Origin of the sequence: Nocardia aurantia (assembly GCF_009604425.1) — a bacterium.
In the GTDB taxonomy this organism is placed as follows: Bacteria; Actinomycetota; Actinomycetes; order Mycobacteriales; family Mycobacteriaceae; genus Nocardia; species Nocardia aurantia.
Genome location: NZ_WEGI01000001.1, coordinates 232,769 through 258,803, shown reverse-complemented (window position 1 = coordinate 258,803; position 26,035 = coordinate 232,769). Strand labels below are relative to the sequence as shown.

The 26,035-nt window shown below is 69.1% G+C and carries 24 protein-coding genes; 12 read left to right on the top strand and 12 right to left on the bottom strand.

Features of this window, described 5'->3' with window-relative positions; genetic code table 11:
* The first annotated feature begins 144 nt into the window (after nucleotides 1–144).
* Both NRB56_RS01265 and phoU read left to right on the top strand, forming a co-directional pair.
* Nucleotides 145–2,106 (top strand): LCP family protein, encoded by a 1,962-nt coding sequence (locus NRB56_RS01265; RefSeq protein ID WP_319942400.1) that lies wholly within the window; start codon nucleotides 145–147, stop codon nucleotides 2,104–2,106.
* A gap of 99 nt (nucleotides 2,107–2,205) precedes the next feature.
* The gene (gene phoU, locus NRB56_RS01260) at nucleotides 2,206–2,877 is read left to right on the top strand and encodes a phosphate signaling complex protein PhoU (protein WP_153338626.1); all 672 of its coding nucleotides are present in this window, start codon (nucleotides 2,206–2,208) and stop codon (nucleotides 2,875–2,877) included.
* 85 nt (nucleotides 2,878–2,962) lie between these two features.
* On the opposite strand, the gene pstB is transcribed toward phoU, so the two are convergent.
* The 6 genes from pstB to NRB56_RS01230 all read right to left on the bottom strand — a co-directional run bounded on the left by pstB (nucleotide 2,963) and on the right by NRB56_RS01230 (nucleotide 8,850).
* On the bottom strand, nucleotides 2,963–3,739 hold the full coding sequence (gene pstB, locus NRB56_RS01255; RefSeq protein WP_153338625.1) for a phosphate ABC transporter ATP-binding protein PstB: 777 nt from the start codon (nucleotides 3,737–3,739) through the stop codon (nucleotides 2,963–2,965).
* A gap of 18 nt (nucleotides 3,740–3,757) precedes the next feature.
* On the bottom strand, nucleotides 3,758–4,660 hold the full coding sequence (gene pstA / locus NRB56_RS01250) for a phosphate ABC transporter permease PstA (RefSeq protein WP_194290688.1): 903 nt from the start codon (nucleotides 4,658–4,660) through the stop codon (nucleotides 3,758–3,760).
* Nucleotides 4,660–5,643 (bottom strand): phosphate ABC transporter permease subunit PstC, encoded by a 984-nt coding sequence (gene pstC / locus NRB56_RS01245; protein ID WP_153338984.1) that lies wholly within the window; start codon nucleotides 5,641–5,643, stop codon nucleotides 4,660–4,662. Before pstC ends, pstA begins: the two co-directional genes overlap by 1 nt.
* Nucleotides 5,644–5,734: 91 nt before the next feature.
* Nucleotides 5,735–6,856 carry a phosphate ABC transporter substrate-binding protein PstS gene (pstS, locus tag NRB56_RS01240; RefSeq protein ID WP_319942399.1) on the bottom strand — a complete coding sequence of 374 codons (1,122 nt, stop codon included), beginning with the start codon at nucleotides 6,854–6,856 and terminating at the stop codon, nucleotides 5,735–5,737.
* 285 nt (nucleotides 6,857–7,141) lie between these two features.
* Nucleotides 7,142–8,086 carry a mycothiol synthase gene (gene mshD, locus NRB56_RS01235; RefSeq protein WP_406603420.1) on the bottom strand — a complete coding sequence of 315 codons (945 nt, stop codon included), beginning with the start codon at nucleotides 8,084–8,086 and terminating at the stop codon, nucleotides 7,142–7,144.
* Complete coding sequence (locus NRB56_RS01230; RefSeq protein WP_153338623.1) at nucleotides 8,083–8,850, bottom strand: winged helix-turn-helix transcriptional regulator; 768 nt, start codon at nucleotides 8,848–8,850, stop codon at nucleotides 8,083–8,085. Before NRB56_RS01230 ends, mshD begins: the two co-directional genes overlap by 4 nt.
* Before the next feature lie 241 nt (nucleotides 8,851–9,091).
* Between NRB56_RS01230 and NRB56_RS01225 the strand changes: the two genes are divergently transcribed.
* From NRB56_RS01225 to NRB56_RS01195, 6 genes are all read left to right on the top strand, one after another.
* Nucleotides 9,092–10,000 carry an LmeA family phospholipid-binding protein gene (locus NRB56_RS01225; protein WP_319942398.1) on the top strand — a complete coding sequence of 303 codons (909 nt, stop codon included), beginning with the start codon at nucleotides 9,092–9,094 and terminating at the stop codon, nucleotides 9,998–10,000.
* On the top strand, nucleotides 9,997–10,455 hold the full coding sequence (locus NRB56_RS01220; protein WP_153338622.1) for a thioredoxin family protein: 459 nt from the start codon (nucleotides 9,997–9,999) through the stop codon (nucleotides 10,453–10,455). The genes NRB56_RS01225 and NRB56_RS01220 overlap by 4 nt, the downstream gene beginning before the upstream one ends.
* A 312-nt stretch (nucleotides 10,456–10,767) precedes the next feature.
* The gene (locus NRB56_RS01215; RefSeq protein WP_153338621.1) at nucleotides 10,768–11,259 is read left to right on the top strand and encodes a DUF4395 domain-containing protein; all 492 of its coding nucleotides are present in this window, start codon (nucleotides 10,768–10,770) and stop codon (nucleotides 11,257–11,259) included.
* A 31-nt stretch (nucleotides 11,260–11,290) separates the two neighbouring features.
* The gene (locus tag NRB56_RS01210) at nucleotides 11,291–12,124 is read left to right on the top strand and encodes a sulfurtransferase (RefSeq protein ID WP_153338620.1); all 834 of its coding nucleotides are present in this window, start codon (nucleotides 11,291–11,293) and stop codon (nucleotides 12,122–12,124) included.
* A gap of 5 nt (nucleotides 12,125–12,129) precedes the next feature.
* Entirely contained in the window at nucleotides 12,130–12,435 is a 306-nt protein-coding gene (locus NRB56_RS01205) for a DUF1416 domain-containing protein (RefSeq protein ID WP_153338619.1), read from the top strand.
* 188 nt (nucleotides 12,436–12,623) lie between these two features.
* Nucleotides 12,624–13,349 carry an FABP family protein gene (locus NRB56_RS01195; protein ID WP_319942397.1) on the top strand — a complete coding sequence of 242 codons (726 nt, stop codon included), beginning with the start codon at nucleotides 12,624–12,626 and terminating at the stop codon, nucleotides 13,347–13,349.
* 292 nt (nucleotides 13,350–13,641) lie between these two features.
* On the opposite strand, the gene NRB56_RS01190 is transcribed toward NRB56_RS01195, so the two are convergent.
* The 5 genes from NRB56_RS01190 to NRB56_RS01165 all read right to left on the bottom strand — a co-directional run bounded on the left by NRB56_RS01190 (nucleotide 13,642) and on the right by NRB56_RS01165 (nucleotide 21,212).
* The gene (locus NRB56_RS01190) at nucleotides 13,642–15,312 is read right to left on the bottom strand and encodes an ATP-binding cassette domain-containing protein (protein WP_153338616.1); all 1,671 of its coding nucleotides are present in this window, start codon (nucleotides 15,310–15,312) and stop codon (nucleotides 13,642–13,644) included.
* A gap of 200 nt (nucleotides 15,313–15,512) precedes the next feature.
* Nucleotides 15,513–17,651: an ABC transporter ATP-binding protein/permease gene (locus NRB56_RS38585; protein WP_227837045.1), complete on the bottom strand. Its 2,139-nt coding sequence runs from the start codon at nucleotides 17,649–17,651 to the stop codon at nucleotides 15,513–15,515.
* A 4-nt stretch (nucleotides 17,652–17,655) separates the two neighbouring features.
* The gene (gene cydB, locus NRB56_RS01175) at nucleotides 17,656–18,744 is read right to left on the bottom strand and encodes a cytochrome d ubiquinol oxidase subunit II (RefSeq protein WP_153338615.1); all 1,089 of its coding nucleotides are present in this window, start codon (nucleotides 18,742–18,744) and stop codon (nucleotides 17,656–17,658) included.
* A 10-nt stretch (nucleotides 18,745–18,754) separates the two neighbouring features.
* Nucleotides 18,755–20,212: a cytochrome ubiquinol oxidase subunit I gene (locus tag NRB56_RS01170; protein WP_153338614.1), complete on the bottom strand. Its 1,458-nt coding sequence runs from the start codon at nucleotides 20,210–20,212 to the stop codon at nucleotides 18,755–18,757.
* Nucleotides 20,213–20,324: 112 nt separating this feature from the next.
* Nucleotides 20,325–21,212, bottom strand: coding sequence for an aminodeoxychorismate lyase (locus NRB56_RS01165; RefSeq protein ID WP_153338613.1), 888 nt, complete (start codon nucleotides 21,210–21,212; stop codon nucleotides 20,325–20,327).
* A 165-nt stretch (nucleotides 21,213–21,377) separates the two neighbouring features.
* Between NRB56_RS01165 and ygfZ the strand changes: the two genes are divergently transcribed.
* From ygfZ to NRB56_RS01145, 4 genes are all read left to right on the top strand, one after another.
* On the top strand, nucleotides 21,378–22,496 hold the full coding sequence (ygfZ, locus tag NRB56_RS01160; RefSeq protein ID WP_319942396.1) for a CAF17-like 4Fe-4S cluster assembly/insertion protein YgfZ: 1,119 nt from the start codon (nucleotides 21,378–21,380) through the stop codon (nucleotides 22,494–22,496).
* Nucleotides 22,493–23,197 carry an MOSC domain-containing protein gene (locus NRB56_RS01155; RefSeq protein ID WP_153338612.1) on the top strand — a complete coding sequence of 235 codons (705 nt, stop codon included), beginning with the start codon at nucleotides 22,493–22,495 and terminating at the stop codon, nucleotides 23,195–23,197. The genes ygfZ and NRB56_RS01155 overlap by 4 nt, the downstream gene beginning before the upstream one ends.
* Nucleotides 23,194–24,156: an asparaginase gene (locus NRB56_RS01150; RefSeq protein ID WP_319942395.1), complete on the top strand. Its 963-nt coding sequence runs from the start codon at nucleotides 23,194–23,196 to the stop codon at nucleotides 24,154–24,156. Before NRB56_RS01155 ends, NRB56_RS01150 begins: the two co-directional genes overlap by 4 nt.
* Nucleotides 24,157–24,329: 173 nt before the next feature.
* Nucleotides 24,330–24,563, top strand: a complete 234-nt coding sequence (locus tag NRB56_RS01145; RefSeq protein ID WP_153338611.1) for a DUF3073 domain-containing protein — start codon at nucleotides 24,330–24,332, stop codon at nucleotides 24,561–24,563.
* Between the two features lie 256 nt (nucleotides 24,564–24,819).
* Here the strand turns inward: NRB56_RS01145 and purM are convergent, their stop codons facing one another.
* The gene (purM, locus tag NRB56_RS01140) at nucleotides 24,820–25,902 is read right to left on the bottom strand and encodes a phosphoribosylformylglycinamidine cyclo-ligase (protein ID WP_153338610.1); all 1,083 of its coding nucleotides are present in this window, start codon (nucleotides 25,900–25,902) and stop codon (nucleotides 24,820–24,822) included.
* Between the last annotated feature and the right edge of the window lie 133 nt (nucleotides 25,903–26,035).

Here is a 26,035-nt window from a genome sequence, read left to right as displayed (position 1 = left end):
ACGTAACCTCCGGCTTCGCCGGATTCGGCGGATCCCGGGTTCGGCGTGCGAGGATCGTGCACTCGAGGCATCTCCGCGCGTATCCCACGGCCGGGACCGGGGACGACCGATTCCGGTACGGCGACCCGAGCGAAGCGAGGTTTCGTGACCGGTGATGGTGAGGATGGAACCGAGGATCCGCCCGCGTTCGAGCCGCGCGCGCCGTGGGAACGACTTCGCGCCGCGCGGCCGTCCGCTGCCGTGGTCGCGGAGTTTCCGACCATCCGGATCGGCCGGCCGAATTATGCGCGGCCCCAGGACAGCCCGACCGGCACACCGGATGCCACCGAGGTACGCGACAGCCGGATCGGCACGGACATCGCCGAATCGCACGACAGCGGGATCACCGCATCGCACGCCGATGCGGCACCGGACATTCGGATCAGCGCATCGGATGCCGACGAGGATCGCGACGTCCGGGTCAGCGCGACGGACGCTCACGAGAACCGCGACAACCGGATCAGTCCACCGGATGCCGACGAGGCGCCGGACGTTCGAATCGGCGAGCCGGATGCCGAAGCGCCGCAGGCCATTTCGATCCCCGACGACGGTCAACCGGACGGGTACGACCCGGCGGTGGCGACCGACGCGGCCGCGGGTCCGGCGTGGTGGGCCGTGCGGATCGCCGTGGCCGCTTGCGCGATCGGCCTGCTGACCGCCAGCGGATTGGGCTGGAAGTTCCTGCGCGCCACCGACGACGGGTTCAATCGGGTTGCCGCACTGGATGTGAACTCCACCGATATCGTCGACCCGCTCGGGCAACTCGGCGACGAGAACTATCTGATCGTCGGCACCGACTCGCGGGCCGGTGTCAACGGGCAGATCGGCGCGGGCACCACCGACGACGCCGACGGCGCCCGGTCCGACACGGTGATGCTGGTGAACATCCCGGCGAGCCGGCAGCGGGCCGTGGTGGTGTCGTTCCCGCGGGATCTGGATGTCAGCCGACCGGCCTGCGAGGCCTGGAACAACGAGAAGGCCGTCTACACCGGGCTGACGTACTACGCGGCCGCCGGCGAGAAGCTCAACGGCGTGTACGCCCTCGGCGGCCCGAAATGCCTGACCAAGGTGATCCAGAAACTGTCCGGGCTGAAGATCAACCATTTCGTCGGGATGGACTTCAACGGATTCCAGGCGATGGTCGATACCCTCGGCGGCGTGGAGGTCTGCGCGTCCCGGCCGATCGTCGACGGACAACTGGGCACGATCCTGGCCAGCGCCGGACGGCAGGTCCTCGACGGTTCCACGGCCCTGGACTACGTGCGCGCCCGGCACGTGTACGGCGAGCAGCGCAGCGACTACGACCGGATCAGCCGGCAGCAGCGCTTCCTGTCCTCGCTGCTGCGGTCGGCGGTGTCGAATCGGGTGCTGTTCGATCCGGCCCGGTTGCGGGGCCTGGTCGACGCGTTCACCGGCCACGCGTTCATGGACAGCGTCAGCACCGGCGATCTGCTCACGCTGGGCCGCTCGCTGCAGCGCCTGGAGACCGGATCGGTCACCTTCGTGACCCTGCCGACCGGCGGAACCACGCTCTCCGGCAACGAGATCCCCCGCGACTACGACATCAAGGCGCTGTTCCGCGCGATCATCGACGACCAGGCGCTGCCCGGCGAGGTGAAGTCCCCGGCGGTCGGCGTTCCCACGGCCCCGATGCGGTACGCGGCCGTCGATCCGGCCACGGTGCAAGTGCAGGTGTCCAACGCCTCCGGCGTGCCGGGACTGGCCGCGGGAACGGCGCCGAAACTGGCCGCCCAGGGCTTCCAGGTGGCGGGCGTGGGCAACCTGGCCGACGGCGCTCCCGGTACCCGGGTGCGGTACTCATCCGGGCACGAGGCCGAGGCGGCCACGGTCGCCTCCGCGCTGCCCGGCGCCACCCTGGAAGCGGTGCCGGGACTGGGCACGCTGATCGAGGTCGCGCTGGGCGCGGACTTCACCGGCGGCGTGCAGGCCCCGAGCCCGGCCGGCAGCACGATCCCGGAACAGCCCGAGACGGTGGTGTGGTCGGCGCCGGTCACGCTCCCCGCCGACCTGGAACATCGCAACGCGGCCGACGACATCTGCAAATAACGGACCGGCACCGGAAAATTTCCCGCTAGCACCCGGCAACACCGGTGGTTCACCTACCGTTGGTGACCCGGTCAGGGCTCCCAACTACTGTTTGTCTCCATGCGTGTCATCTACAACGAACAAATGGCCGAGCTCGCCGCTCTGCTGGGCGAAATGGCCGGCCTCGCCGGGTCGGCAATGGAGCGCGCCACGCAGTCGCTGTTGCAGGCCGACCTGCATCTGGCCGAGCAGGTCATCTCCGAGTCGGACCGCATCGCCGAGATGAACGCACTGGCCGAGGAGAAGGCCTTCGCCCTGCTGGCCCTGCAGGCCCCGGTGGCCGGCGATCTGCGTCAGGTGGTCAGCACCATCCAGATCGTCGCCGACGTGAACCGGATGGGCGCGCTGGCGCTGCACGTCGCCAAGGTCGCGCGCCGCCGCCACCCGAACCACGCCCTCCCCGAGGCCGTCAACGGCTACTTCGCGGAGATGGGCCGGGTCGCGGTTAGCATGGCGACCGCGGCCAAGGAGGTCCTGGAGACTCGCGATCCGCAGCGTGCCGCCGAACTCAGCGGCGACGACGACGCGATGGACGACCTGCACCGGCACCTGTTCACGCTGCTCATGGACCGCGAGTGGAAGCACGGCGTCGCCGCCGCGGTGGATGTCACCCTGCTCGGCCGCTACTACGAGCGTTTCGCCGACCACGCCGTCGAGATCGGCCGCCGGGTGGTCTTCCTGGTGACCGGCGTGCTGCCCGCGGATCCCGACGCGGAGATCGAGCACATCTGAATTCGGCCCGGCACGCGACGAGGGCCCCGGGGAAAATTCCCCGGGGCCCTCGGTCCGTCTGCGGATCCGGCGGCAACGATCGGATCTAGCCGAACCGGCCGGAGATGTAGTCCTCGGTCTCCTTGCGGGACGGGTTGGAGAAGATCTTCTCCGTCTCATCGATCTCGATGAGCTTGCCCGGCTTGCCCTGCGCCTCCAGGTTGAAGAACGCCGTCTGATCGCTCACGCGCGCCGCCTGCTGCATGTTGTGCGTGACGATGACGATGGTGAACTCCTTCTTCAGCTCGGCGATCAGATCCTCGATCGCCAGCGTGGAGATGGGGTCCAGCGCCGAACAGGGCTCGTCCATCAGCAGCACGTCCGGGGACACCGCGATGGCCCGGGCGATGCACAACCGCTGCTGCTGACCACCGGAGAGGCCGCCGCCCGGCTTGTCCAGCCGGTCCTTGACCTCGTTCCAGAGGTTGGCGCCGCGCAGCGACCGCTCGGCGACCTCGTCGAGTTCCTTCTTGCCGCGCACGCCCTGCAGCTTCAGCCCGGCCACCACGTTGTCGCGAATCGACATGGTGGGGAACGGGTTCGGCCGCTGGAACACCATGCCGATGGTGCGGCGCACGCCGACCGGATCGACGTTGGCGCCGTAGATGTCCTCGCCGTCGAGCAGCACCCCGCCCTCGACCCGGGCGTTCGGGGTGACCTCGTGCATGCGGTTCAGCGAGCGCAGCACGGTGGACTTACCGCAACCGGACGGACCGATGAAGGCGGTGACGCTGCGCGGCAGCACGGTCAGCGCGACGCCGGCGACGGCGTGGAACTTCCCGTAGTAGATGTTCAGATCTTTGACATCGATCCGCTTGGCCATGTGATTTCCGTTCCGCCTCTATCGGTTCCGCGTGAGCAGTTTGTTGACCGCCGCCGCGGCAAGGTACAGCAGCGCGATGATCGCGATCAGCGTGAAGGCCGCGCCCCACACCCGGGCCCGGCCGGCGGGCTCCGGGTTGGACAGCTCCTGGTAGATCATCAGCGGCAGCGACGCCATGTTGCCGTTGAAGATGTCGAAGTTGATCGACTTCGAGTAGCCGACCAGCACCAGCACCGGCGCGGTCTCGCCCATGACGCGGGCCAGCGCCAGCAGCATGCCGCTGATCATGCCGGGGGCCGCGGTCGGCACGACGATTTGCAGGATCGTCTTCCACTTCGGAATGCCGAGCGCGTACGACGCCTCACGCAGTTCGTCGGGTACCAGCTTCAGCATTTCCTCGGTGCTGCGCACCACCACGGGCAGCATCAGCAGCACCAGCGCCAGCGATACCGCGAACGCGCTCTGCGGGAAGCCGAAGGTCGCGATCCAGAGGGCGAACACGAACAGCGCGGCGACGATCGAGGGCACACCGGCGAGGATGTCGACCATGAAGGTGGTGACCTTGGCCAGCAGTCCGCGGCCGTACTCGACGAGGAAGATCGCCGCCAGGATGCCCAGCGGCACCGCGATCACCGCGGCCATCGCCGACTGGATGATCGTGCCGTAGATGGCGTGATAGACACCGCCGCCGTACTGGTCGGGCAGGACGCCGCGCTGCGACTTGGTCCACCAGCCGTTGCGGGTGGCGGCGTGCAGGCCCTTCTGGATGACCAGGATCAGCACCCAGCCCAGCGGTACCAGCGCGATGGCGAAGCACAGCCACATGACCCCGGTGGCGATGTTGTTGCGGAGCTTCCGCCCCGCGCTCACGTCCCGGAAGGTCGGCGCCTTGATCGGGCGGTCGAGAGTCGTGGTGGACATCAGCCGTTGACCTTCCCGCCGGCCGCGACCCGGGCCAGCGCGTTGACCACGAAGGTCAGCGCGAACAGCACGAAGCCCGCGGCGATATAGGCGCCGGTGGGCAGCGCCTGACTGAATTCGGAGGCGGCCGAGGCGATCTTCGAGGCGAAGGTGTACCCGCCGTCGAACAGCGACCAGTGGCCGGCCTTGGCCGCGGTGTGCAGCACGATCAGCACCGCGATGGTCTCACCGAGCGCGCGGCCGAGACCCAGCATGGAACCGGCGATCACACCACTTCGGCCGTACGGCAGCACGGTCATCCGCACCACCTCCCACTTGGTGGCGCCGAGCGCCTGGGCGGCCTCGATGTGCGCACGCGGGGTGAGGTTGAACACCTCGCGGCTGACCGAGGTGATGATCGGCAGGATCATCACGGCGAGCACGATGCCGGCGGTGAAGATGGTGCCACCGCCGGTCACCGAGACATTGCCCGTGTCGAACAAGAAGAACCAGCCGAGATTGTCGTTCAGGAACTGCTCCACCGGAGACAGCTTCTCGGCCAGGACCAGGATTCCCCACAGACCGAACACGATCGAAGGCACCGCCGCCAGCAGATCCACCAGGATCGCGAACGGACGGGCGAGCGCCTTCGGCGCGTACTGGGTCAGGAACAGTGCGATCCCGACGCCCAGCGGCACCGCGATCACCAATGCCATGAGCGAACTGAGCACCGTCACCGCGAACAGGTCGCGAATGCCGAAGCGCAGATTGTTCGCGTCACGAACATTGAATTCCGTGCTGGCGAAGAAATTCGCCTTGTTGGCCGCCACCGACGGCACCGCGCGGATCAACAGGAACAATGCGATCAGCGCGATAGCAGCGACGATCGTCGCGCCCGCGGCCGTGGCCAGCGAGCGGAACGCGAATTCCGCGTTCTTGCTGTGCTTGCGCTCGCCTCTGGCCTTGATCGGCGTCGAGGGTTGCGGCGTGCTCTCGAGGGACATGGTGGCGGCTTCTCCGCCCGCCCGCGGGTCGGTCTCGGTGGACCTACCCGCGGGGGCGACTTCGTCGTGCACGGTCATGGGGAGGCTGCAATCAGTTGATGGCGTTGATGGCGGTGGTCAACTTGGTCTTGAACGCGTCCGGGAGCGGGATGTACCCGGCGGTGTCCAGGCCCGCCTGGCCGTTACCGACCGCGGAGGTCAGGAACGCCTTGACCGCCTTGGCGGTGTTGGCATCGGCGTACTTCGAGCACACGACCTCGTAGGTGGCCAGCATGATCGGGTAGGCGCCGGCCTGGGTCGGCTTGTAGAAGGAGCTGGTGTCCAGCACCAGATCGTTGCCGGTGCCCTTGACCTGCACGCCGGCGACGGCCTTCTGCGCGGAGTCGACGGTCAGCGCGACCGGGGCCGGGCCCGCGGAGGTGATGACCGACGCGATGTTCAGGCTCTGCGACTTGGCGAAGGACCACTCGTTGTAGGTGATGGCGCCCTTGGTGCTCTTGATGATCGCCGAGGTGCCCTCGTTGCCCTTGGCGCCCTCACCGGTGCCGCCCGCGAACGCCTTGCCCGCGCCCTTGCCCCACGCGCCGTTGCCGGCCGAGTCCAGGTACAGCTGGAAGTTGTCGGTGGTGCCCGAGTCGTCGCTGCGGTAGATCACGTGGATCGGGTCGCTCGGCAGGTTGACGCCGGCGTTCAGCGCCTTGATGGCCGGGTCGTCCCACTTGGTGATGCCACCGTTGAAGATCTTCGCGGCGGTCGGGCCGTCCAGGTTCAGCTTGGTGACGTCACCCAGGTTGAAGGTGATCGCGATGGGGCCGAAAACGGTCGGCAGGTTCCACGCGTCGGAGGCGCAGCGGGCCTTGGCCTTGTCCGGCTCCTGGTTCTTCGCGCTCAGCGGCGAGTCGGTGCCACCGAAATCGGTCTGGCCACCGATGAACTCGTTCACGCCGGCGCCCGAGCCGCTGGAGGTGTAGTCCAGGCTGTAGCCGTCGCAGTTCTGCTGGTAGGCGGCGACGAAGCGGTCCATCGCGTTCTTCTGGGCCGAGGAGCCGCTGGCCTTCAGGGCCTTCTTGCCGCCGCAGTCGACGGCGGTCTTGGCCACACTCGAGCCGGAAGCCGACGAGCTGGTGTTGTCGTCGCTGCCACAGGCAGAAAGGGTCAGGGTGCCGGCCGCGGCCAACACACCGAGTAGAGCGCTCGTGCGCTTGAGATTCACCTAGTCCTCCGGGAACCGTTGTCGTACTCGCCCGATCCCTCAACGATCGGGCGGGCGCGGTGGTGAGCAATTCACAGGGAACACTGCGCACCAGGCAGCGATGCACCGCCCACAAGTAACGTAGGGTGGGTCGGTTGACAGCGAGACCTGGGTAAGTGAACGAAGAGTGAACACCCCGGCGCGATTACGGGTCCGGATTGTGAGATTAACCGCAATGTAACTCGAGTCTCGAAAACCCTTGCCGCACTGCTCGGAACCCCCTGCGACGCGGCTTTTCGCTCCGGTTCAGCCCGCCGCGGTGTAGGCGGCGTCGACGTGCGCCACCTCGAAACCCAGCCGGGTGTACGTGCGCACGGCGGCCGTGTTGTCGGCCTCGGTGTAGAGCAGCACCTCGCCCATCCCGCGTTTCCGCAGGTAGTGCAGGCCCGCCAGGGTCAGCAGCCGGCCGAGCCCGCGGCCCTGCCCGGCCGGGTCGACGGCCACCACATAGACCTCGCCGACCTCGGGTTCCGTCGCCGTCGCCGGATGCACCTTCGTCCAGTGGAAGCCCAGGATCCGGCCGGGATCGGCCGGGTCGACCGCGATGAACAGCCCGGCCGGGTCGAACCAGTCCGACTCCCGCCGCGCCGCGACGTCGTCCGCCGTCCATCCGCCCTGCTCGGGGTGCCAATCGAAGGCCGCGGCGTTGACCCGCAGCAGTTCCGCGTCGTCGGCCGGACCGGCGTAGGTGCGCAGCTCCAGGCCGTCCGGAATCCGCAGCTCCGGTAACTCACCGTTTGCGAGGCCTCGGCGCATCTGCCACAGCTCCCGCGCCACCCGCAGCCCGAGCCGGCCTGCCACCGCGCGCGCGGGCGCGAGATTGCCGTGCGCCCAGACCCTGGCCCCCGGGCCGCCGGCCGCCAGCGCCGCCGCGACCAGAGCGGCTCCGAGGCCCCGGCCACGCTGTCGAGGGTCGACCACGACCTCTGCCATGGCCGGATGCTCACCGTGCGCGGGCATCAGGTTCGCGTAGCCCGCCACCTCCCCGTCGCGGTGCGCGACCAGGTGTCGGGCCGGTGATACCGCGGTGAACGACAGCAGCACTTGTTCGGACAAGGGGTCGACCCCGTCGGCCTCGGCCGCCCGCTCGAACGCCGCGCGCACACCCGCGGCATCCGTGGCGGCGGGCGTGGCCACCCAGGCGCCGGGACCCGGCGCGGACGGCCGCGCCGCGGTCTCCGACTCCGTCACGACAGCGATCCGTTGACCGGGGTCAGATGGGAGTCGTCGGTGCCCTCGACATCCTCGTCGGCGAAGGTGGTGGCGGGTTCGCCCTTGCCGGTGCTACGGGCCGGCCGCACGGCCTTGTAGCCCACGTTGCGCACGGTGCCGATCAGCGATTCGTACTCGCTGCCGAGTTTGGCGCGCAACCGCCGGACGTGCACGTCGACCGTGCGGGTACCGCCGAAGAAGTCGTAACCCCACACCTCCTGCAGCAACTGCGCGCGGGTGAAGACCCGGCCGGCGTGCTGCGCGAGGTATTTCAGCAGCTCGAATTCCTTGTAGGTGAGGTCGAGCGGGCGGCCGCGCAGCCGCGCGGTGTAGGTGCCCTCATCGATCACCAGTTCGCCGAGTGTGATCTTGCCGGTGTTCTCGGGACTCGCCGCGCCGCCGTTGCGGGCCACCAGCAAGCGCAGCCGGGCGTCGAGTTCGGCCGGCCCGGTACCCGGCAGCAGGATGTCGTCCAGACCCCAGTCGGCATTCACCGCCACCAGACCGCCCTCGGTCAGCACCGCCACCACCGGGACCGAGGAGCCGGTGCTGCCGAGCAGCCGGCACAAGCCGCGCGCGGCGGCCAGATCGGTGCGGGCGTCGACCAGGGCCACATCAGCGGTACCGGCCTCGAGCAACGAGGCGACCTCGGTGGGAGCGGGCCGGACGTTGTGCGGCAACAAGGCCAGCGAAGGCAACACCGACTCCGGATTCGGGTCGGAAGTCAGCAGGAGCAGCTCCATTCAGCTCTCCTCCTAATCTGGCATGTCCGCGGCAACCTCAGTGTCTTTCGCGAATCCATGCAAGTCTGCACAGGTAATTCGTGCCTACATTAGCGCGTCCGTCCCGTTCACCACGCATTCCGGGCAACCTACCCTGCTCGGGGCCATGGACCCCCGGGCCGCCGAACGGCACAACAGATATCGTGCGTACATGGGTAACTCCCCGGGAAACTCCCATCCGAGCGGCACACACGCAGGACCCGTGACCAACGACGGGCCCGCGCGTGGGGAGGCGGGGCGGCGCGGAATCCTCGCGCGGCGGGTGATCGGCGCGGTGGTGCTGGTGGCCGCGGTGGCGGTGCTGGCGGACTTCACGGCGGCCGCCTATTCCGAGTACCGGGTGTCGCGATCGCTGCGCACCGGCGCCCAGTTGTCCGCCGATCCGGAGGTGACCGTCCACGGGTTCCCGTTCCTGGTGCAGGCGGTGCGCGGGACCTACCGCACGGTGGACATCCGCGCCCGCGCGGTCCGGCCCGACATCCCCGGTGAGATCGTCGTGGAGGCGACGCTGAGCCGCGCGCACGTGCCGCCCGGCGATCTGGCCGATGTCCATCTGCACTCGGTTCCGGTGGACGAGGTGGCCGGTCGAATGCGCATCGAGCCGGTCGAACTGGGCCGGTTGTTCCGGATTCCCGACCTGTCGGTACAGCTGAAGCCGGTCGACAAGGACAAGTCCGACGACGGCTCGGCGGGCGCCGACGGCAGCGCCAACACCGACGGCTCGGACCTCTCGGCCGACGGGCAGACGAACACCGTCAGTAAACTGGTGCTCACCGGTACCATCCTGACCGGCATCGAGCCGCGCACCACCCAGCGGGTGAGCGTGCAGGCGGATCTCCTGCTCGACGGGGATCAGGTGCGCATCATCGCCACCGATCTCTACAAGGACAAGGAGAAGGATTCCGCCACCGCGCCGATCTCGACGCCGGTCGTCGAGGGGCCGTTGCTGGACAAGTCGGTGGTCCTGAGCCGCTTCACCCGCACCATCGACACCCGCGACCTGCCGTTCGGTGTTCACCCGAACAAGGTGAAGACGGAATACGGCGGCATCGTCGTGGAAGGTAAGGGTGAGGACGTGACAGTAGATATGGACAGGTTCGCGAGACCATGACGGCGCTGATCATCCTGGTGGTAGTCCTGCTGGCCGGTCTGGCCGTGGGACTGGTTCTGAAGAGTCGTGAGGGGCGCGCCCGCGAGACCCGCGACATGGGCGCCGCGGCCGGTGCGGGCGACGCGCGCGCCGGCTTGCTCGCCGCCGCCGGCGTCACCCCGGACACCCCGGTCATCCTGCACTTCTCCGCCGATTGGTGCGGCCCGTGCGCGGCCGTCCGCCGGGTGGTGGAGGGCGTGGTCACCGGCCTGGCCGACAGCCCGCAGCCGCCGCGCGACGTCGAGATCGATATCGACGCGCAGCCCGCGCTGGCCCGGGAACTGAACGTGCTGTCGCTGCCGACCACCTTCGTCTTCGACGCCGCGGGCCGGGAACGGTTCCGGATCTCCGGGGTGCCGCGGGCCGCCGATCTGCACAGCGCGGTGCGCCCGCTGACCGTGCCACAGGTCGCCTGAACGGCCGTCGTTCATGATCGGACCAGCGAATTCGTGACAAAGTTCCGTACCCCGGGTCCAATTCCCCCCGAGAAGCAGGTAAACTCCTTCTCGTGCAAACCCGCCGAGAGCTGATGCTCACCCGACGCCGCACAGTTGATCTGTGCCGCCTCGGCGGCTGTTGCTGCCTGTGCCGCTAGCCGGTCGGCCCTTCGTCAACCCCCTGTTGCCGACCGGTTCTGTTCTTCGCCGTGTGTACGAATCGCGTACCGAACCGGCACCGCCCGGTATCCGGAGAAAATTGGCCGCCTTCCCAGCGCAGGAGCTTGCACCATGTCCGACGAAAACATTCTCGCCACCGATCGGCCGTTACCGCCCGCCGGGCAGGTCGACGTGCGCGGTCCTCGCTTCGCCGCCTGGGTGACCACGGCCGTGCTGGTGGTGGTCCTGATCGCGGCGGCCTTCGGTCCGGGGGTGGCCGCCGTGCTGCTCGGCCTGCAGGCGGTGGTGTTCGCGCTCGGCGCGCTCCTGGGCCCGCGGCGCAGCCCCTACGGCCGGCTCTATGCCCTGATCGCGCCGCGGCTGCGGCCGGTCACGGAGACCGAGCCGGTGCCGCCGCTGCGGTTCGCCCAGCTGGTCGGTCTGATCTTCGCGGTGCTCGGCTTTGTCGGGTTCGTCGCGGGCAGCGTCGTCTTCGGCGCGATCTTCACCGCGTTCGCCCTGTTCGCGGCGTTTCTCAACGCGGCCTTCGGCATCTGCCTGGGCTGCATGCTGTATCCCCTCGCGGTGCGGGTACTCCCCGCTGCGAGCGATAACCCTGCCTAGCCTTCTGGCAAGTCACTCTGAAAGGAACAACATGGCTCGCTCCGATGTCCTGGTCTCCGCAGACTGGGTCGAAGAGAACCTCAACGCCCCCGGCGTCGTCATCGTCGAGGTCGACGAGGACACCTCCGCCTACGACACGGGCCACATCGAGGGCGCCGTCCGGCTCGACTGGAAGAAGGATCTGCAGGACCAGATCCGTCGTGACTTCGTGAACCGGGAGCAGTTCTCCGATCTGCTGTCGGCCCGCGGGATCGGCAACGACGACACCGTGGTCCTGTACGGCGGCAACAACAACTGGTTCGCCGCCTACGCCTACTGGTACTTCAAGCTGTACGGCCACCAGAACGTCAAGCTGCTCGACGGCGGCCGCAAGAAGTGGGAGCTCGACGGCCGCCCGCTGTCCCAGGACGGCGTGAACCGGCCCGCCACCAGCTACAAGGCGGCCGAGCAGGACCTGTCCATCCGTGCCTTCCGCGACGAGGTCATCGCCGCCATCGGCACCAAGAACCTGGTCGACGTGCGTTCGCCCGACGAGTTCTCCGGCAAGATCCTGGCTCCCGCGCACCTGCCGCAGGAGCAGAGCCAGCGTCCGGGCCACGTCCCCAGCGCGATCAACGTGCCGTGGAGCAAGGCCGCGAACGAGGACGGTACCTTCAAGTCGGATGCGGAGCTGGCCGACATCTACGCCGAGGCCGGTCTGGACGGCGAGAAGGAGACCATCGCCTACTGCCGCATCGGTGAGCGCTCCTCGCACACCTGGTTCGTGCTGCAGGAGCTGTTGGGCCACAAGAACGTCAAGAATTACGACGGGAGCTGGACCGAGTACGGCTCCCTCGTCGGTGCACCGATCGAGTTGGGAGCGTAATAGACATGTGTGCAGCACCTACCCAGGGCCAGACCCTGCCCGCGAATGTCGACACCGAGAAGGAGACGGTCATCACCGGCCGTGTCCTGGACGCCGAGGGTAATCCCGTCGGCGGCGCGTTCGTCCGTCTGCTGGATTCCAGCGACGAGTTCACCGCGGAGGTCGTCGCCTCCGGCACCGGTGATTTCCGTTTCTTCGCCGCCCCCGGCACCTGGACCATCCGGGCGCTGTCGTCGGCCGGCAACGGCACGGCGCAGGTGAAGCCCGAGGGCGCGGGCATCCACAACGTGGACGTCTCCGTCGCCAAGTAGGTCGCCGCTTTCCGTTCGGCAACCATGGGAACGGCCCCGGGAGATTTTCCCGGGGCCGTTCGCATGCCCGGGGCGGGGGCGGCTAAACTACCCGACGTGGTCCTTGCCTTCGAGATTCTGCTGGTCCTCGTTTCCGTGCTGATCGCATGGTTCGGTCTGTACGTCCTCTACCGGCTGTTCACCGAGTCGTGAGCGACTCGGCGCGCGAGCACGTCGAGGATGTAGCGACGAACGGGACGGCGCCGAAACCCGCGGACGACGATGCGGCCCGCCGCAGCGCCGATGATGCGGCCCGCCGCAGTGGCGACCAGGCCGTCGCCGAGGCCGCCGATCGCGCCAAATCCACCGGGATCCGCAACATTCCGCAGCTCCCGGATCTGCCGCTGCCCGACGATACGGCCAACCTGCGCCTGGGCCCGGACCTGAGTTCGGCCATGCTCGCGCTGCTCCCGTTGGTCGGCGTGTGGCGCGGTGAGGGCGAGGGCAACGATCCCGAGCGCGGCGACTATCACTTCGGTCAGCAGATCATCGTGTCGCACGACGGCGGCGACTATCTGACCTGGAACTCCCGCTCCTGGGTGCTCGACGCCGACGGCACCTACGGCGGCCCCGATCTGCGCGAGAGCGGCTTCTGGCGAGTCGGCATCGACGGCGACGACGAGGTGATCGAACTGCTGCTCACGCACAGCTCCGGCATCGTCGAACTGTTCTACGGCCAGGCGCTCACCCAGTCCTCCTGGGAGCTGGCGACCGATGTCGTGATCCGCAGCCAGTCCGGCGCGGTGGTGGGCGGCGCGAAGCGCCTCTACGGCATCGTCGAGGGCGGCGACCTGGGCTACGTCGAGGAACGGGTGGTCGCCGACGGCGCCCTCGAACCTCGCCTGTCGGCCCGCCTGCAACGCTATATCGGCTGAGCGACAACCGAATTCGACCGATCACGGCGCGAGCATGACAGCCCACCCTGACCGGCCCTGAACAGGGAACAGCCCCCGAGCCGTACCGTGGAGGTGAAACCTCGCACGATCCCGATCGGACCAATCGGGGGCTCGGGGGCCGGGTGACTGCCTTGGATTTGGTTCGGCGTTCGCGCGAACGGAATCCGTCTTCGCAGCGGTGACGCCTAGCCGGCAGCCACCTCACGTGTCCTGGAATTACTCATTCTCGGAACCACCTCCTTTCCCGTGTAAAGATCAAGGTAGTCCGCGCTCAACGGATCGGCAACGCATTTTCGCGGAGCGCGGAACCGCAGGTCGGAGCGCTTTCGCCGGAATCGGATCGGATGATCACCGACCCGCCCGGAGCCACCTCCACGACGGTGCCGGCGCGATGGTCCGGGGGCAGCCGGTGGGTGACCACCACGACAGTGCGATCCGGTTCGACCAGCCCGCTGGTCTCGTCCAGCAGCGCGCGCAGCAGATCCGCTCCGGCAGCGGCTTCCAGATGTTCGGTCGGCTCGTCCAACAGCAGTACCCGTGCCGGAGCTACCAGCGCGCGGGCCAGCAGGATGCGCCGCCGCTGGCCGCCGGACACCGCGGCCGCACCTCCGACCAGTTCGGTGTCGAGACCGTCGGGCAGCCCGTCCAGCCAGGGCCCGGCACCGACCGCCCGCAACGCGGCCTCGGCGGCCTCGGGCGTCAGATCGCCACGCGCGACCCGCAGATTCTCCAGCACCGTGGTGCCGAACAGATGCGCGTCCTCCGCGAAGAAGGTGACACCCGGCCGGGGCACATCGAACAGGCCCGCCCAGCTCATCAGCAAGGTGGTCTTGCCCGCCCCGCTCGGCCCCACCACCACGATCCGCCGGCCGGCGGGCAGTGGCGGTAAACCCCTGGGCGACACAGTGTTCCGAACCCGTTCGGCAGTCGCGATCCGCCGGATCGCGGCCCGGCCGTGCGTGATCGCCTGCGCCGCGGCGGGAAGCACCGCCACCGCCTCGAACGCCGACAGCGGCAACAGCACCAGCACCGCGAGGGCCATCGGTGTGATCCCACCCGCCGGCGCCGGCTGCAACGGACCCGACGGAGCACCGGAACCACTGCCGTACAACATGATTCCGATCAGCAACGCACCCAGTACGCTCGCCCCGATCGACAACGGCAACGCCGCGGCGGCCCACGCGCCACGCGCGGCCGCCCGATCCTCGGCCGCCACCGCACGCGCGGCGGATCCGGCCGCATCCCCCAGCGCGTCGCCGAGCCGGCCCGCCACCCGTAGTTCGGGCGCGTGATCGAGGACGGTCACCGCCGCCGTGGTGAACGCGATCCGATCCGCACGAACCGCCGTCTCCGCCTCCCGTGCCGCCCGCGCCGACAACCAGGGCGCGACCACTCCCGCCACGACCAGCGCAGCCGCGAGCACCCCGGCCGCGGCGAGCGAGATGGTCGCCAGCGTCATCACCGCGGCGACCGACAGCACGAGCGCCACCGCGATCGGCACGAGCGCCCGCACCACCACCGCCCCCAGATCGTCGATGTCACGCCCGATCCGGGTGAGCAGATCGCCGCGCCGCAACCGCGTCGGATCGTCCTCGGCCCGGCCGCGCCGCAGACTCCAGACGTCCGCCGCCGCCAGCGCCGAGTACACCCCCGCCCGGGCCCGGGTCATCGCCCGCAGTGCGGCATCGTGGGTCGCCAGCCGCTCCACGTACCGGCACACCCCCCGCGAGATCCCCAGTGCCCGCACGATCACCACCGCCACGCTGAGCTCCAGCACGTGCGGCATCTCCCACGCCCGCGCGATCAGCCACGCCGCCAGCCCGGCCAGCCCGAGCCCGCTCCCGAGCGCCAGCACGCCCCACAGCACCGACACACCGACCCGCCACCACGGCAACCCGGCCAGTTCCCGCATCCGACGGAAATCGTTCAGTAGCAACGACATCGACTACCGCCTCCTCCGATGTACCGATGGCCGCAGCGAGGTCCCGGTCTCCGAGGCTCCGGCGAACTCCACCGCACCGAACGCCTCCGGGCACCCACGCCCCGCGGAACCGGCTTCCGGATGCGATGCGGCCGACCGGCACACACGATCGCCGCCCGCCACACCGGCGATGACCCCGATCCGAAGGGTCGCATACCCGCTCATCCGATCACGTCCGCCGACTGCCGCCACGGCGAGCGCGCCGTCGCCGTGGAGAAGACGGTGATCACCTCGTCCGCGGCGGCGAGCACCGCCGGACGGTGGCCGACCAGGACAACGGTCGCACCGGCGCGAGCGCGAGCGACGAGAGCGGCGAGAACCCGGGCCTCGGCGACGTCGTCGAGATGGGCGGTCGGCTCGTCGAGCAGCAGGATCGGACGCTCCGCCAACAGGATTCGGGTGAGCGCCAGCCGCTGCCGCTGCCCCAGCGAGAGGCCGGTGCCCCCGGCACCCACGACCGTGTCCCAGCCGTCGGGCAGTTCGCGCAGCACGTCATCGAAACCCGTTGCCGCGCAGGCAATATGCAGCTCGGATTCGGGTATCGCGGTGAAGGCCCGGGTACCGAGCAGGTCGAGATTCTCGCGCAGAGTGCCGGGCAGCAGTACCGGACGCTGCGGGAGCCAGGCGAGATGTTGCCACCAGTGCTCCGGATCCAGCTCGGCGACCGGGGTACCGGCCACCAGCACTCGGCCGCCGGACGGAGTCGTCAGCCCCAGGATCGCTTGCAGCGCAGTCGATTTACCGCAACCGTTCGGGCCGGTGAACACGGTCACCGTGCCGGGCCGAAGCACCGCCGACAGCGCGGCGGGAGCCAGCCCGTCGCGGGCGGCCACCGACAGATCACGGATGTCGATGATCGGATGCGGCTCCTCGAACCGCCGATCACCCGGGACCATCCGAGCCGGATTCTCGAGCAGCCCGAAAGCCTTGTCGGCGGCGGCCATTCCGTCCTGCGCGGCATGGAAGCGTTCACCGACGGCGCGCAGCGGCAGATAGACCTCGGGAGCCAGGATCAGGGCGAGCAGTCCGGCGTACAGGCTCATGTGCCCGTAGACCAGGCGCATACCGATCGAGACCGCCACCAGCGCGACGCACAGCGTCGCCAGCAATTCCAGCACCATCGAGGACAGGAACGCCACCCGCAGCGCCGCCATCGTGCGCTCCCGCAGCGCGGCGCCGAGTTCGTACACCCGGTGCCGCATCGTCCGTGCGGAAACCGCCGGCACTCCGATGTCCGCGCCATCGGAACCCTGCTGCTCGGATGCGAGAACCATTGTCACATCGACAGTTTCGCGGCCGGTGCCGCCACCGGAATCCCGCGGCACAGCACCGCGACCCGCTGCCGGACGCACCGTTTCACCTTCGGCGCCACTGCCCGGCCCCGGCACGACAGCCCGATCCGATACCGCGTCGACGGCTGCACACCCGGCGTTGCCTCCGTCGCGTCCCGGCACGGCAGTGGTAGCCGCCGAGGCGCCGACGCCGCCGAAATCGGCTCGCCGTGGCGCGAGAGCCGAATCCGCTGCCGCACCGATAACTTCGTGCTCGCAGGTACGGTCCGCGGCTGCCGTGCCGGCGACCTCGCGATCGATGTGCCGCCGAGCGCGCCGCGCAGCGGGAGCCGGACCTTCCGCGGCGCAGACTGTTTCGCGGCCGAGGGCCCGTAGTGTCGGCAGGCCCGCGAACAGATCGAGCAGTTGGCCGGAGAGGCGGGTGGCCGCCGCCAGGGTCGCGGCGGAGCGGCCCTGGGTCATCCGGCCGATCAGGATCATGAAGATCGGGATCAGGGGAAGGGTGATCGCGATGACGGCACCGGACACCGGGTCGTGGAGCAGGATCACCGTCAGCACGCTCGGGGGAACCAGCACCGCGAGCAGCAGGGCGGGGAGGTAGCCGCTGAAATACGGTCGCAGGCCGGACAATCCGTCGGCCACCACCACGGCCGATTCGGTTCGGCGCGAATCCAGTTCGCGGGGTGGGAGTTCGGCGGCGGCGGCGAGGACGGCGGTCTCCAGTTCGGCGACCACCCGGGCGCCCGCGCGGTGGGCCAGCCGGGCCTGCCACCACGTCGCGACGGTCCGGCACAGCACCGCGCCGGCGAGGACGGTCAGCGCGGCGTTCCAGGAGGCGATGTCGCGGCGGCTCGGATCGGTGATCACGCCCGCGAGCACCTCCGCCAGGGCGACCGCCGCGACCACGATGCCCGCCGTGGTCACCAGCGAGAGTGCCACGGCGGCAACGAGATAGCGGCGGGCCGAGCGGGCGTACCGCCACAGGCGCGGATCGACGGGTGCGGCCATCGGACTACGCCTCGGCGGCCTTGGCGTGCCGGCCGTAGGCGACCGGCTCGAGCGGCAGGCCGGTCGGCGCGGGGATCTGGTCGAGGGTGATCCGCTTGCGGAAGACCCAGTACGTCCAGCCCTGGTAGATCAGCACCACCGGGGTCATGACCACCGCGACCCAGCTCATCACCATCAGCGTGTAGTGCGTCGAGGAGGCGGCGACGGTGGCGTGGCCGTCGATCACACGGCCGTCGACGGTCAGCCCGTAGGCCGGGTCGAGGGTCGAGGGCAGGACGTGCGGGAACAACACGCCGAACAACAACGTCACCGCGGCCACGATGGTGACGGCGGTGCCGGTGAATGCCCAGCCGTCACGGCGGACCAGCACCGCGGCACCCGCGAGCAGCAGACCGGCCACCGCGACGCCGAGCGGCGCCCAGGTCCAGCCCTTGCCATAGGACAGCTGTGTCCAGACGCCGAACACGGCGACCACGACGGCGGTCGGCAGCAGCAGTACCCGGGCGGTGCGGTCGGCCGAATCCCGAATCTCCCCACCGGTTTTCAGCCCGATGAAGACGGCGCCGTGCAGGGCGAACAGCAGCGCGGTGGTCAGCGCGCCGAGCAGCGCGTAGGGGCCGAGCAGGTGCGGCAGACCGCCCTCCATCTGCCGATGCGCGTTCAGCCGCACCCCGTGCACGATGTTCGCGAACGCCAGGCCCCAGGCGATCGCGGGCACCCAGGAACCGAATCCGATCGCGGCATCACACCAGACCCGCCAGCGCGGATCGTCGATCTTGCCGCGGTATTCGATCGCACAGGCCCGCACGATCAGCGCCACCAGGATCAGCAGCAGCGCCGGGTACATCCCGGAGAACAGGCTCGCGTACCACTCCGGGAAGGCCGCGAACATCGCGCCGCCGGCGGTCAGCAGCCACACCTCGTTGCCGTCCCAAACCGGGCCGATGGTGTTGAGCAGCGCGCGGCGGCGGGTGTCGTCGCCGCGGCCCAGGATCGGCATCAGCATGCCGACGCCGAAGTCGAAGCCCTCCAGCACGAAATAACCGGTGAACAGGACCCCGATCAGCAAGAACCAGAATTCCGGCAGACTCATGGCAGGCTCCTCAGTAAGCGAACGAAAGCTTCTCGACGGCAACTTCATTCGCGTCGGCCTCGGCCTCGGCGACGGCCTTCGCGGGTTCCGGTCCGGCGTACGCGTAGCGGCGCATCAGGTAGAACCACACCACCGCGAGCGCGCCGTACAACAGGGTGAAGACGATCAGCGAGGTGAGCACGGTGCCGGCGGACAGTCCGGAGACGCCCTGCTGGACCGTCATCCGGATGTGCGCGTCGCCGGTCGGGTTGGGCGCCACCACCCAGGGCTGCCGGCCCATCTCGGTGAACACCCAGCCCGCGCTGTTGGCGAGGAACGGCGTCACCACCGCGAACGCGCCCAGCCACGGCCACCAGCGCTGCCGCGGCATCCGGCCACGCCACAGCGTCCAGAACGCCGCCAGCACCAGCAGCGCCGGACCGGCCAGGAAGCCGATCATGGCCCGGAAACTCCAGTAGGTGACGAACAGGTTGGGGCGGTAGTCACCGGGGCCGAACTTCTGGTTGTAGGCGGCCTGCAGATCCTTCACGCCCTCGAGCCGCACTCCGGAGAATTTGCTCTCGGCCAGATAGGGCAGCACATACGGCACCTCGATCAGATGTGTGACGCTGTCGCAGTTGTTGTGGGTGCCGATGGTCAGCACCGAGAAGTCCGGGTCGGTCTGGGTGTGGCACAACGATTCCGCCGACGCCATCTTCATCGGCTGCTGCTGGAACATCAGTTTGCCCTGCTGGTCGCCGGTGAAGAACAACACGACCGCCGAGACGATCACCACCCAGACGCCGAGCCAGACGGCCGGCCGCCACATCGCGTTCGCGGCCTCGCCGCGACCGGCCCGCGCCTCCCGCCCGAGCCACCAGATCGCGATCGCGGCGACGAAGGATCCCGCGACGATGTAGGCGCCGGCGACGATGTGCGGATAGGCGGCGAGCGTGGTCGGATTCGTCAGCACCTTCGCGATGCTGTGCAGTTCCGCGCGGCCGGTCGCCGGGTTGTACTCGGCGCCGACCGGATGCTGCATGAACGAGTTCGCCGCGACGATGAAGTACGCGGACGCGGCGGTGCCGATCGCCACCAGCCAGATGCAGCCCAGGTGAACGAGTTTCGGCAACCGGGTCCAGCCGAACAGCCACAATCCGAGGAAGGTGGACTCCAGGAAGAACGCGACCAGCGCCTCCATCGCCAGCGGCGCTCCGAACACGTCGCCGACGAATCGCGAATACTCGCTCCAGGCCATCCCGAACTGGAATTCCTGCACGATGCCGGTCGCGACACCGATGGCGAAGTTGATCAGGAACAGTTTCCCGAAGAATTTGGTCAGGCGCACCCAGGCGTCGTTGCCGGTCGCCACCCACACCGTTTCCATGACGGCGATCAGACCGGCCAGCCCGATCGTCAGCGGCACGAAGATGAAGTGATAGACGGTCGTGATCCCGAACTGCCAGCGCGCGACATCGACGACATTCATGCGGCCTCCTGCCGTACTACGACGTGTCGTAGTAAAGGCTACGCAGGTTCGGCCGCGGCACAACGAGTCCTGGATCACGACACTCCGGTGAACTTCCGGAGCGGGACCGGACTCACTTCCAGTCGGTGAGGCTCCAGAGGCGGGAGATCCCGCGATCGACCAGTTCCGGGATCTCCGCGGCCCGCTCCGGCGCCGACATGCGCAGGCCGTCCAGGGAGGAGACCCGCGCGGCGAGGGTGACGCTGGACAGCAGCCACACGCTGTCGGCGGTGATGAGGTCGGCGACGAAGCACGGCTCGTAGCGGCAGTCCCAGCCCGCCTTCCCGGCCTCCGCGTACAGCGCCCGCTGGGTGATCCCGGGCAGCACGCCGTTGCGCACCGGCGGGGTGATCAGCTTGTCGTCACGCTGGATGACCACGGTGGACCGCGGACCCTCCAGCACCCGATGCTCCGGACTGGTGAAGATGACGTCGTCGGCATGGTTGCGGGCGGCGAAGCGCAGCGCGGCCATGTTGGCGGCGTAGGAGAGGGTCTTGGCGCCGAGCAGCAGCCAGGGCGCGGTGGGTGCGAGTTCGATCGAGGTGCCGCGCGCCAGGGTGATCACCGAAATCCCTTCGGCGCGAGCCTTGTTCACGCGTTCGGGCACAGGGACCACGAGTACGTAGGAGGTGCCGGCGTCGCGCCCCGGTCGCGGGTCGGTGTCGCGGCCGCGGGTGAACACCATGCGCAGGGTGCCCTCGCGCTCGCTGCCCCATTCCTTCGCCGCGATCTCGACGGCCCGCCGCCAGCGCCCCAGATCGGGCTCCGGCAGCTCGAGCGCCTCCGCGGAACGGCGCAAACGAGCCAAATGTAATTCGAGCGCGCACGCCTTGCCGTCGCGTAGCAGCACTGTCTCGAAGATGCCGTCGCCGCGCAGCAGCCCGATATCGTCCGCATACAGCAACGGCTCGTTCAGGTCTCTGATCGTGCCATCGAGAGTCACCAGAACTCGATCCACCATGCGTGGAAGCCTAGGCCAACAGGTCGTTCCGCGACGGGCTACCGAACCTTCGGTACACATTTCGGCCACCGAAACCCACTCTGTGTCAAGCAATGTGCCAGGACGGTCCCGACCTCGGCGGAGGCGGCCCGGCCGAAGTTCGAGGTTTCCCATACAGTGGTTACTGTGACCGACGTTCTTCCGTCCAGCCCACTGCTGCAGGAACCGGGAGCCGTCGCCGGTCCGCCCGGCTCACCCGATGCGGCGGTGGCCTGGCATTACGGCGATCCGTTCGGTGAACAGCGCGCCGCCGCGCAGCGGGTGGCGATCGTGGACCGGTCGCACCGGTTCGTGCTCACCATCACCGGCCGCGAGCGGCTGTCCTGGCTGCACACCATCTCCAGCCAGGCCGTCGCCGACCTCGCGGACGGGCGGTCCGCCGAGAATCTCGACCTCGACCTCAACGGCCGGGTGCTGAACCACTTCGTCCTCACCGACCTCGGTGGCCGGGTGTGGATCGACACCGAGGGTGAACGCGGTCAGGAACTGCTGGACTTCCTGCGCAAGATGGTGTTCTGGGCCGACGCGCAGCCGGAGGCGGCCCCCGGCCACGCGATGCTGAGCCTGCTGGGCCCGCGGGTTCCCGATCTCGCCGACGTTCTGGGTGTGGAGGCCCTGCCCGACGTCTACGGCGCGGTGCGGCTGGGCGATCACGACGGCTTCCTGCGCCGGATGCCCTGGCCCACCGAGGATTCCTACGATCTGATCGTCCCGCGCGCCGAACTCGCCGGCTGGTGGTCGCGGCTGACCGCCGCCGGCGCGGAACCGGCCGGACTGTGGACCTACGAGGCGCTGCGGGTGGCGGCGCTGCGGCCGCGCATCGGGATCGACACCGACGACCGGACCATCCCGCACGAGGCCCGCTGGATCGGCGACATCGCCGAACGCGGTGCCGTACACCTGAACAAGGGCTGCTACCGGGGCCAGGAGACCGTGGCCCGGGTACAGAACCTGGGCAAACCGCCGCGGCACCTGGTCCTGCTGCACCTGGACGGATCCGCCGACGAACGCCCGGCGGCCGGTGACCCGGTCACCGCGGGCGGCCGCGCGGTCGGCCGCCTCGGCACGGTGATCGACCACCATGAGCTGGGCCCGATCGCCCTGGCCCTGGTCAAGCGCACGGTGCCCGCCGACACCCAGCTGCTCGCGGGCCCGATGGCGGCGGCGATCGACCCCGACTCGGTACTCGCCGACGACGAACCGCAGGCGGGCCGGCAGGCCGTGGAACGGCTTCGCGGCCGATGAGCGCCCTCGGCCGGGTGCTCGCCGTCTGTGTCGTGCACGCCGATGTCGAACTGCCGCACACCATCGGCCGGGTCGGCCGCACCGCCATCGACAAGCGGCCGGTCACCGGCCGGATCCCCGCCCGCGCGCTCGGCCTCGACGGCGACCATGTCTGCAACACCAAGGACCACGGCGGCGTCCATCAGGCGGTGTACGCCTACGCCGAGGAGGATGCCGAGACCTGGAGCCGGGAGCTCGGCCGCCCGTTGCCGGCCGGCTGGTTCGGCGAGAATCTGCGCATCACCGGCCTGCCGGTCAGCGACGCGGTCATCGGGGAACGCTGGCTGATCGGCGACGCGGTCCTCGAGGTGTCGGCGCCTCGGGTGCCGTGTTCGACCTTCCAGCACTGGGCGGGCGAGCAGCACTGGGTCAAACGCTTCGCCCTGCGCGCGAACACCGGCGCCTATCTGCGGGTGCGCACCGAGGGCGCCATCGGGGCGGGCGACGAGGTCCGAGTGGATCATGTTCCGGCACATGGGGTTACGGTGCGCGACCTGTTCACCGGCGCCGACCCGGACCGGCTGCGGTTGCTGCTGACCGCGGAACCGACCGTGTCCGACGACGTCCGGATGCAGGTGGACCGGCACGCCCGGCGCGCGGAGGCCGCGAACAACCGTGCGCGACAACGTGATTCGGCGACCGCCGCGGAAGGCACCGCGTGAGCGTCGAATTGGTCGAGGTGGTCCGATCCGGATTCCGCGAATGCGTGCACCGCGGCTCGCTGGTGATCCTGGGCCCGGACCGGGAGCCGGTCGTCGAGCTCGGCGAGGTACACCTGCCGATCTACCCCCGCTCGACCAACAAGCCGATGCAGGCGATCACCTTGCTGCGCAACGGTTTCGAGCCGATCGACGATGCCGAGACGGCGATCGCGACGGCCTCGCACTTCGGCGAGCCCGACCACATCGCGCTGGTCCGGCGGCTGCTCGACCGCTTCGGCCTGACCGAGGCGCAACTCGCCTGCCCGCCGGATCTGCCCTACGCGGAACGGGCTCGCGCCGAGGCACTGGCCGGCCACGATCCGGCCGACGCCGCCCGCAGCATCTACATGAACTGCTCGGGCAAACATGCCGCCATGCTCGCGACCTGCGTGATCAACGGGTGGCCGACCACCGGATATCCGGATCCGGCGCATCCGCTGCAGCAGGCCGTGACCGCGACGATCGCCGACCTGACCGGCGAGCCGGAGACCGACCTCGGCATCGATGGTTGCGGCCTGCCCATCGTGCCGGTCTCGCTGACCAATCTCGCCCGCGCCTACGCCGAAATCGTGACGGCGGCACCGGATTCGCCGGAACGCCGGGTCGCGGACGCCGTCCGCGCGCATCCGCGAGTGATTTCCGGCACGGGCGGTCCGGATCTGCTGACCATGCGGGCAACTCCGGGGCTGCTGTGCAAGATCGGCGCCGACGGGGTGCACGCCGGTGCGCTACCGGACGGCCGGGCCTTCGCCTACAAGATCGACGACGGTCACGACCGGGCGCGAATGCCACTGACGCAGGCGATTCTGCACCGTATGGGGGTGTCCTGGACCGAGACCCATGCCGAGCTGGCGGCCCCGCCGGTGCTCGGCGGCGGCGCCCGGGTGGGCGTGGTTCGGGCGGTTCCGGGTCTGCTGTAACCGGGTTTTCCACAGGCGACAACCGGGCAAACTCTCCCGGTTCGGGCGTCTTCCGCCACTCCTGGAAGCGCGACCGCCGCACACACGCTAGAGTGTCTGTCAGGAAGAGTATTAATTCGAACGGGGCCGCCAACCACCCCAGGCCGCCCCGCAGTGACGCGAGGGGGTCAGCCATGGGCCGTGGCCGGGCTAAGGCAAAGCAGACCAAGGTCGCACGCGAGCTGAAGTACAGCTCGCCGTCGACCGACTTCGCCAGCCTTCAGCGCGAGTTGTCGGGAGGTCCCCACGACCTGTTGGGACATTCCCACGACTCGCAGCGCAGTGGTGTGCTTTCCGACGAGCACGACGCGGATGTTCCGCGGTCGCGCTGGGAGGAAGACGAAGACTACGACGACTGGCGCCGCTGACTCGGATTCGACGCACGAAGGGGGAGGCCTCAGGAGCCTTCCCCTTTGCACGTCGATGTGAGGCCCCGCGCACCGGTCTACTGGTTCCCACCACCAGGCTTGCGACAAGCACCGATATCCCGATGATCGTGGTCGGGACGTCGGTGCTCTTTACTGTTCGATTCGAATCACGGCCGATCGATCGCCGTGAAACGAAAACCCGCTTCCGAATCGCCGGAAGCGGGTTTTCGTTGTCGAACAGGATGATTCGGCCGAATCAGAACCTCGGATGCTCGCCGCGCAGCGTCACCCGGTCGGCGTCCTGATCCTTGGCCTTCTTCACCGAACCCAGGGCCCAGCAGTCGATGTGCCGGGCGGTCAGGATGGCCAGGGCGCGATCGGCGTCCTCGGGCGCCACGACGGCCACCATGCCGACGCCCATGTTGAACGTCTTCTCCATCTCGACCCGCTCGACCCGGCCGCGCTGGGCGATCAACTTGAACACCGGCGCCGGATTCCAGGTGTCGCGATCGAGTTCCGCGACCATGCCGGGGGGCAGCACCCGGGCCAGATTGCCGGCCAGCCCGCCGCCGGTGACATGGGCGAAGGTGCGCACCTCGGTCTCCGCGACCAGCGCCAGGCAGTCCTTGGCGTAGATCCGGGTCGGCTCCAGCAGTTCCTCGCCGAGGGTGCGGCCGAACTCCTCCACATGACCGGTCAGCGACATGTGATCGATCTCCAGCAGCACCCGGCGGGCCAGGCTGTAGCCGTTGGAGTGCAGGCCCGACGAGCCCATCGCGATGACCACGTCGCCGGGCCGCACCCGTTCCGGGCCCAGCACGGCGTCGGCCTCCACGACCCCGACGCCGGTGGCGGAGATGTCGTAGTCGTCGTGGCCCATCAGACCGGGATGTTCGGCCGTCTCGCCACCCAGCAGCGCGCACCCGGCCCGGACGCAGCCCTCGGCGATGCCCGAGACGATGCTCGCGACCCGCTCCGGCACGACCTTGCCGACGGCGATGTAGTCCTGCAGGAACAACGGCTCGGCGCCGCACACCACCAGATCGTCCACCACCATGGCGACCAGATCGAGGCCGACCGTGTCGTGCTTGTCCAGGGCCTGCGCCACCGCGAGCTTGGTGCCCACCCCGTCGGTGGAGGCCGCGATCAGCGGCTCACGGTAGCCGCCCTTGAGCGCGAACAGGCCGGCGAATCCGCCGAGACCGCCCTGCACCTCCGGCCGGCTCGCCTTCTTCGCCAGCGGTGCGAACAGCTCGACTGCGCGGTCGCCGGCCTCGATGTCGACGCCGGCGGCGGCGTAGGAGGCAGCACCGGCTCCACTCGGGGTCTGCTCAGTCATTGTCGGGGAAAGCTCCAAACCGAATCGGCGGATAGATGCCTGAACACGCTACCGGAATCAGATAACGGGACCGCACCGGTCTCGAGTTCTCCGCTTGACAAATCCGCGGAAGAACCGCATCCGCACGGTCACG

Excerpts from the sequence above, each read along its gene's own strand:
- phoU (WP_153338626.1), top strand. The coding sequence starts at position 2,206 with ATGCGTGTCATCTACAACGAACAAATGGCCGAGCTCGCCGCTCTGCTG.
- pstB (WP_153338625.1), bottom strand. The coding sequence starts at position 3,739 with ATGGCCAAGCGGATCGATGTCAAAGATCTGAACATCTACTACGGGAAG.
- pstA (WP_194290688.1), bottom strand. The coding sequence starts at position 4,660 with ATGTCCACCACGACTCTCGACCGCCCGATCAAGGCGCCGACCTTCCGG.
- pstC (WP_153338984.1), bottom strand. The coding sequence starts at position 5,643 with ATGTCCCTCGAGAGCACGCCGCAACCCTCGACGCCGATCAAGGCCAGA.
- NRB56_RS01230 (WP_153338623.1), bottom strand. The coding sequence starts at position 8,850 with ATGGAGCTGCTCCTGCTGACTTCCGACCCGAATCCGGAGTCGGTGTTG.
- NRB56_RS01220 (WP_153338622.1), top strand. The coding sequence starts at position 9,997 with ATGACGGCGCTGATCATCCTGGTGGTAGTCCTGCTGGCCGGTCTGGCC.
- NRB56_RS01215 (WP_153338621.1), top strand. The coding sequence starts at position 10,768 with ATGTCCGACGAAAACATTCTCGCCACCGATCGGCCGTTACCGCCCGCC.
- NRB56_RS01210 (WP_153338620.1), top strand. The coding sequence starts at position 11,291 with ATGGCTCGCTCCGATGTCCTGGTCTCCGCAGACTGGGTCGAAGAGAAC.
- NRB56_RS01205 (WP_153338619.1), top strand. The coding sequence starts at position 12,130 with ATGTGTGCAGCACCTACCCAGGGCCAGACCCTGCCCGCGAATGTCGAC.
- NRB56_RS01190 (WP_153338616.1), bottom strand. The coding sequence starts at position 15,312 with ATGTCGTTGCTACTGAACGATTTCCGTCGGATGCGGGAACTGGCCGGG.
- NRB56_RS38585 (WP_227837045.1), bottom strand. The coding sequence starts at position 17,651 with ATGGCCGCACCCGTCGATCCGCGCCTGTGGCGGTACGCCCGCTCGGCC.
- cydB (WP_153338615.1), bottom strand. The coding sequence starts at position 18,744 with ATGAGTCTGCCGGAATTCTGGTTCTTGCTGATCGGGGTCCTGTTCACC.
- NRB56_RS01170 (WP_153338614.1), bottom strand. The coding sequence starts at position 20,212 with ATGAATGTCGTCGATGTCGCGCGCTGGCAGTTCGGGATCACGACCGTC.
- NRB56_RS01165 (WP_153338613.1), bottom strand. The coding sequence starts at position 21,212 with ATGGTGGATCGAGTTCTGGTGACTCTCGATGGCACGATCAGAGACCTG.
- NRB56_RS01155 (WP_153338612.1), top strand. The coding sequence starts at position 22,493 with ATGAGCGCCCTCGGCCGGGTGCTCGCCGTCTGTGTCGTGCACGCCGAT.
- NRB56_RS01145 (WP_153338611.1), top strand. The coding sequence starts at position 24,330 with ATGGGCCGTGGCCGGGCTAAGGCAAAGCAGACCAAGGTCGCACGCGAG.
- purM (WP_153338610.1), bottom strand. The coding sequence starts at position 25,902 with ATGACTGAGCAGACCCCGAGTGGAGCCGGTGCTGCCTCCTACGCCGCC.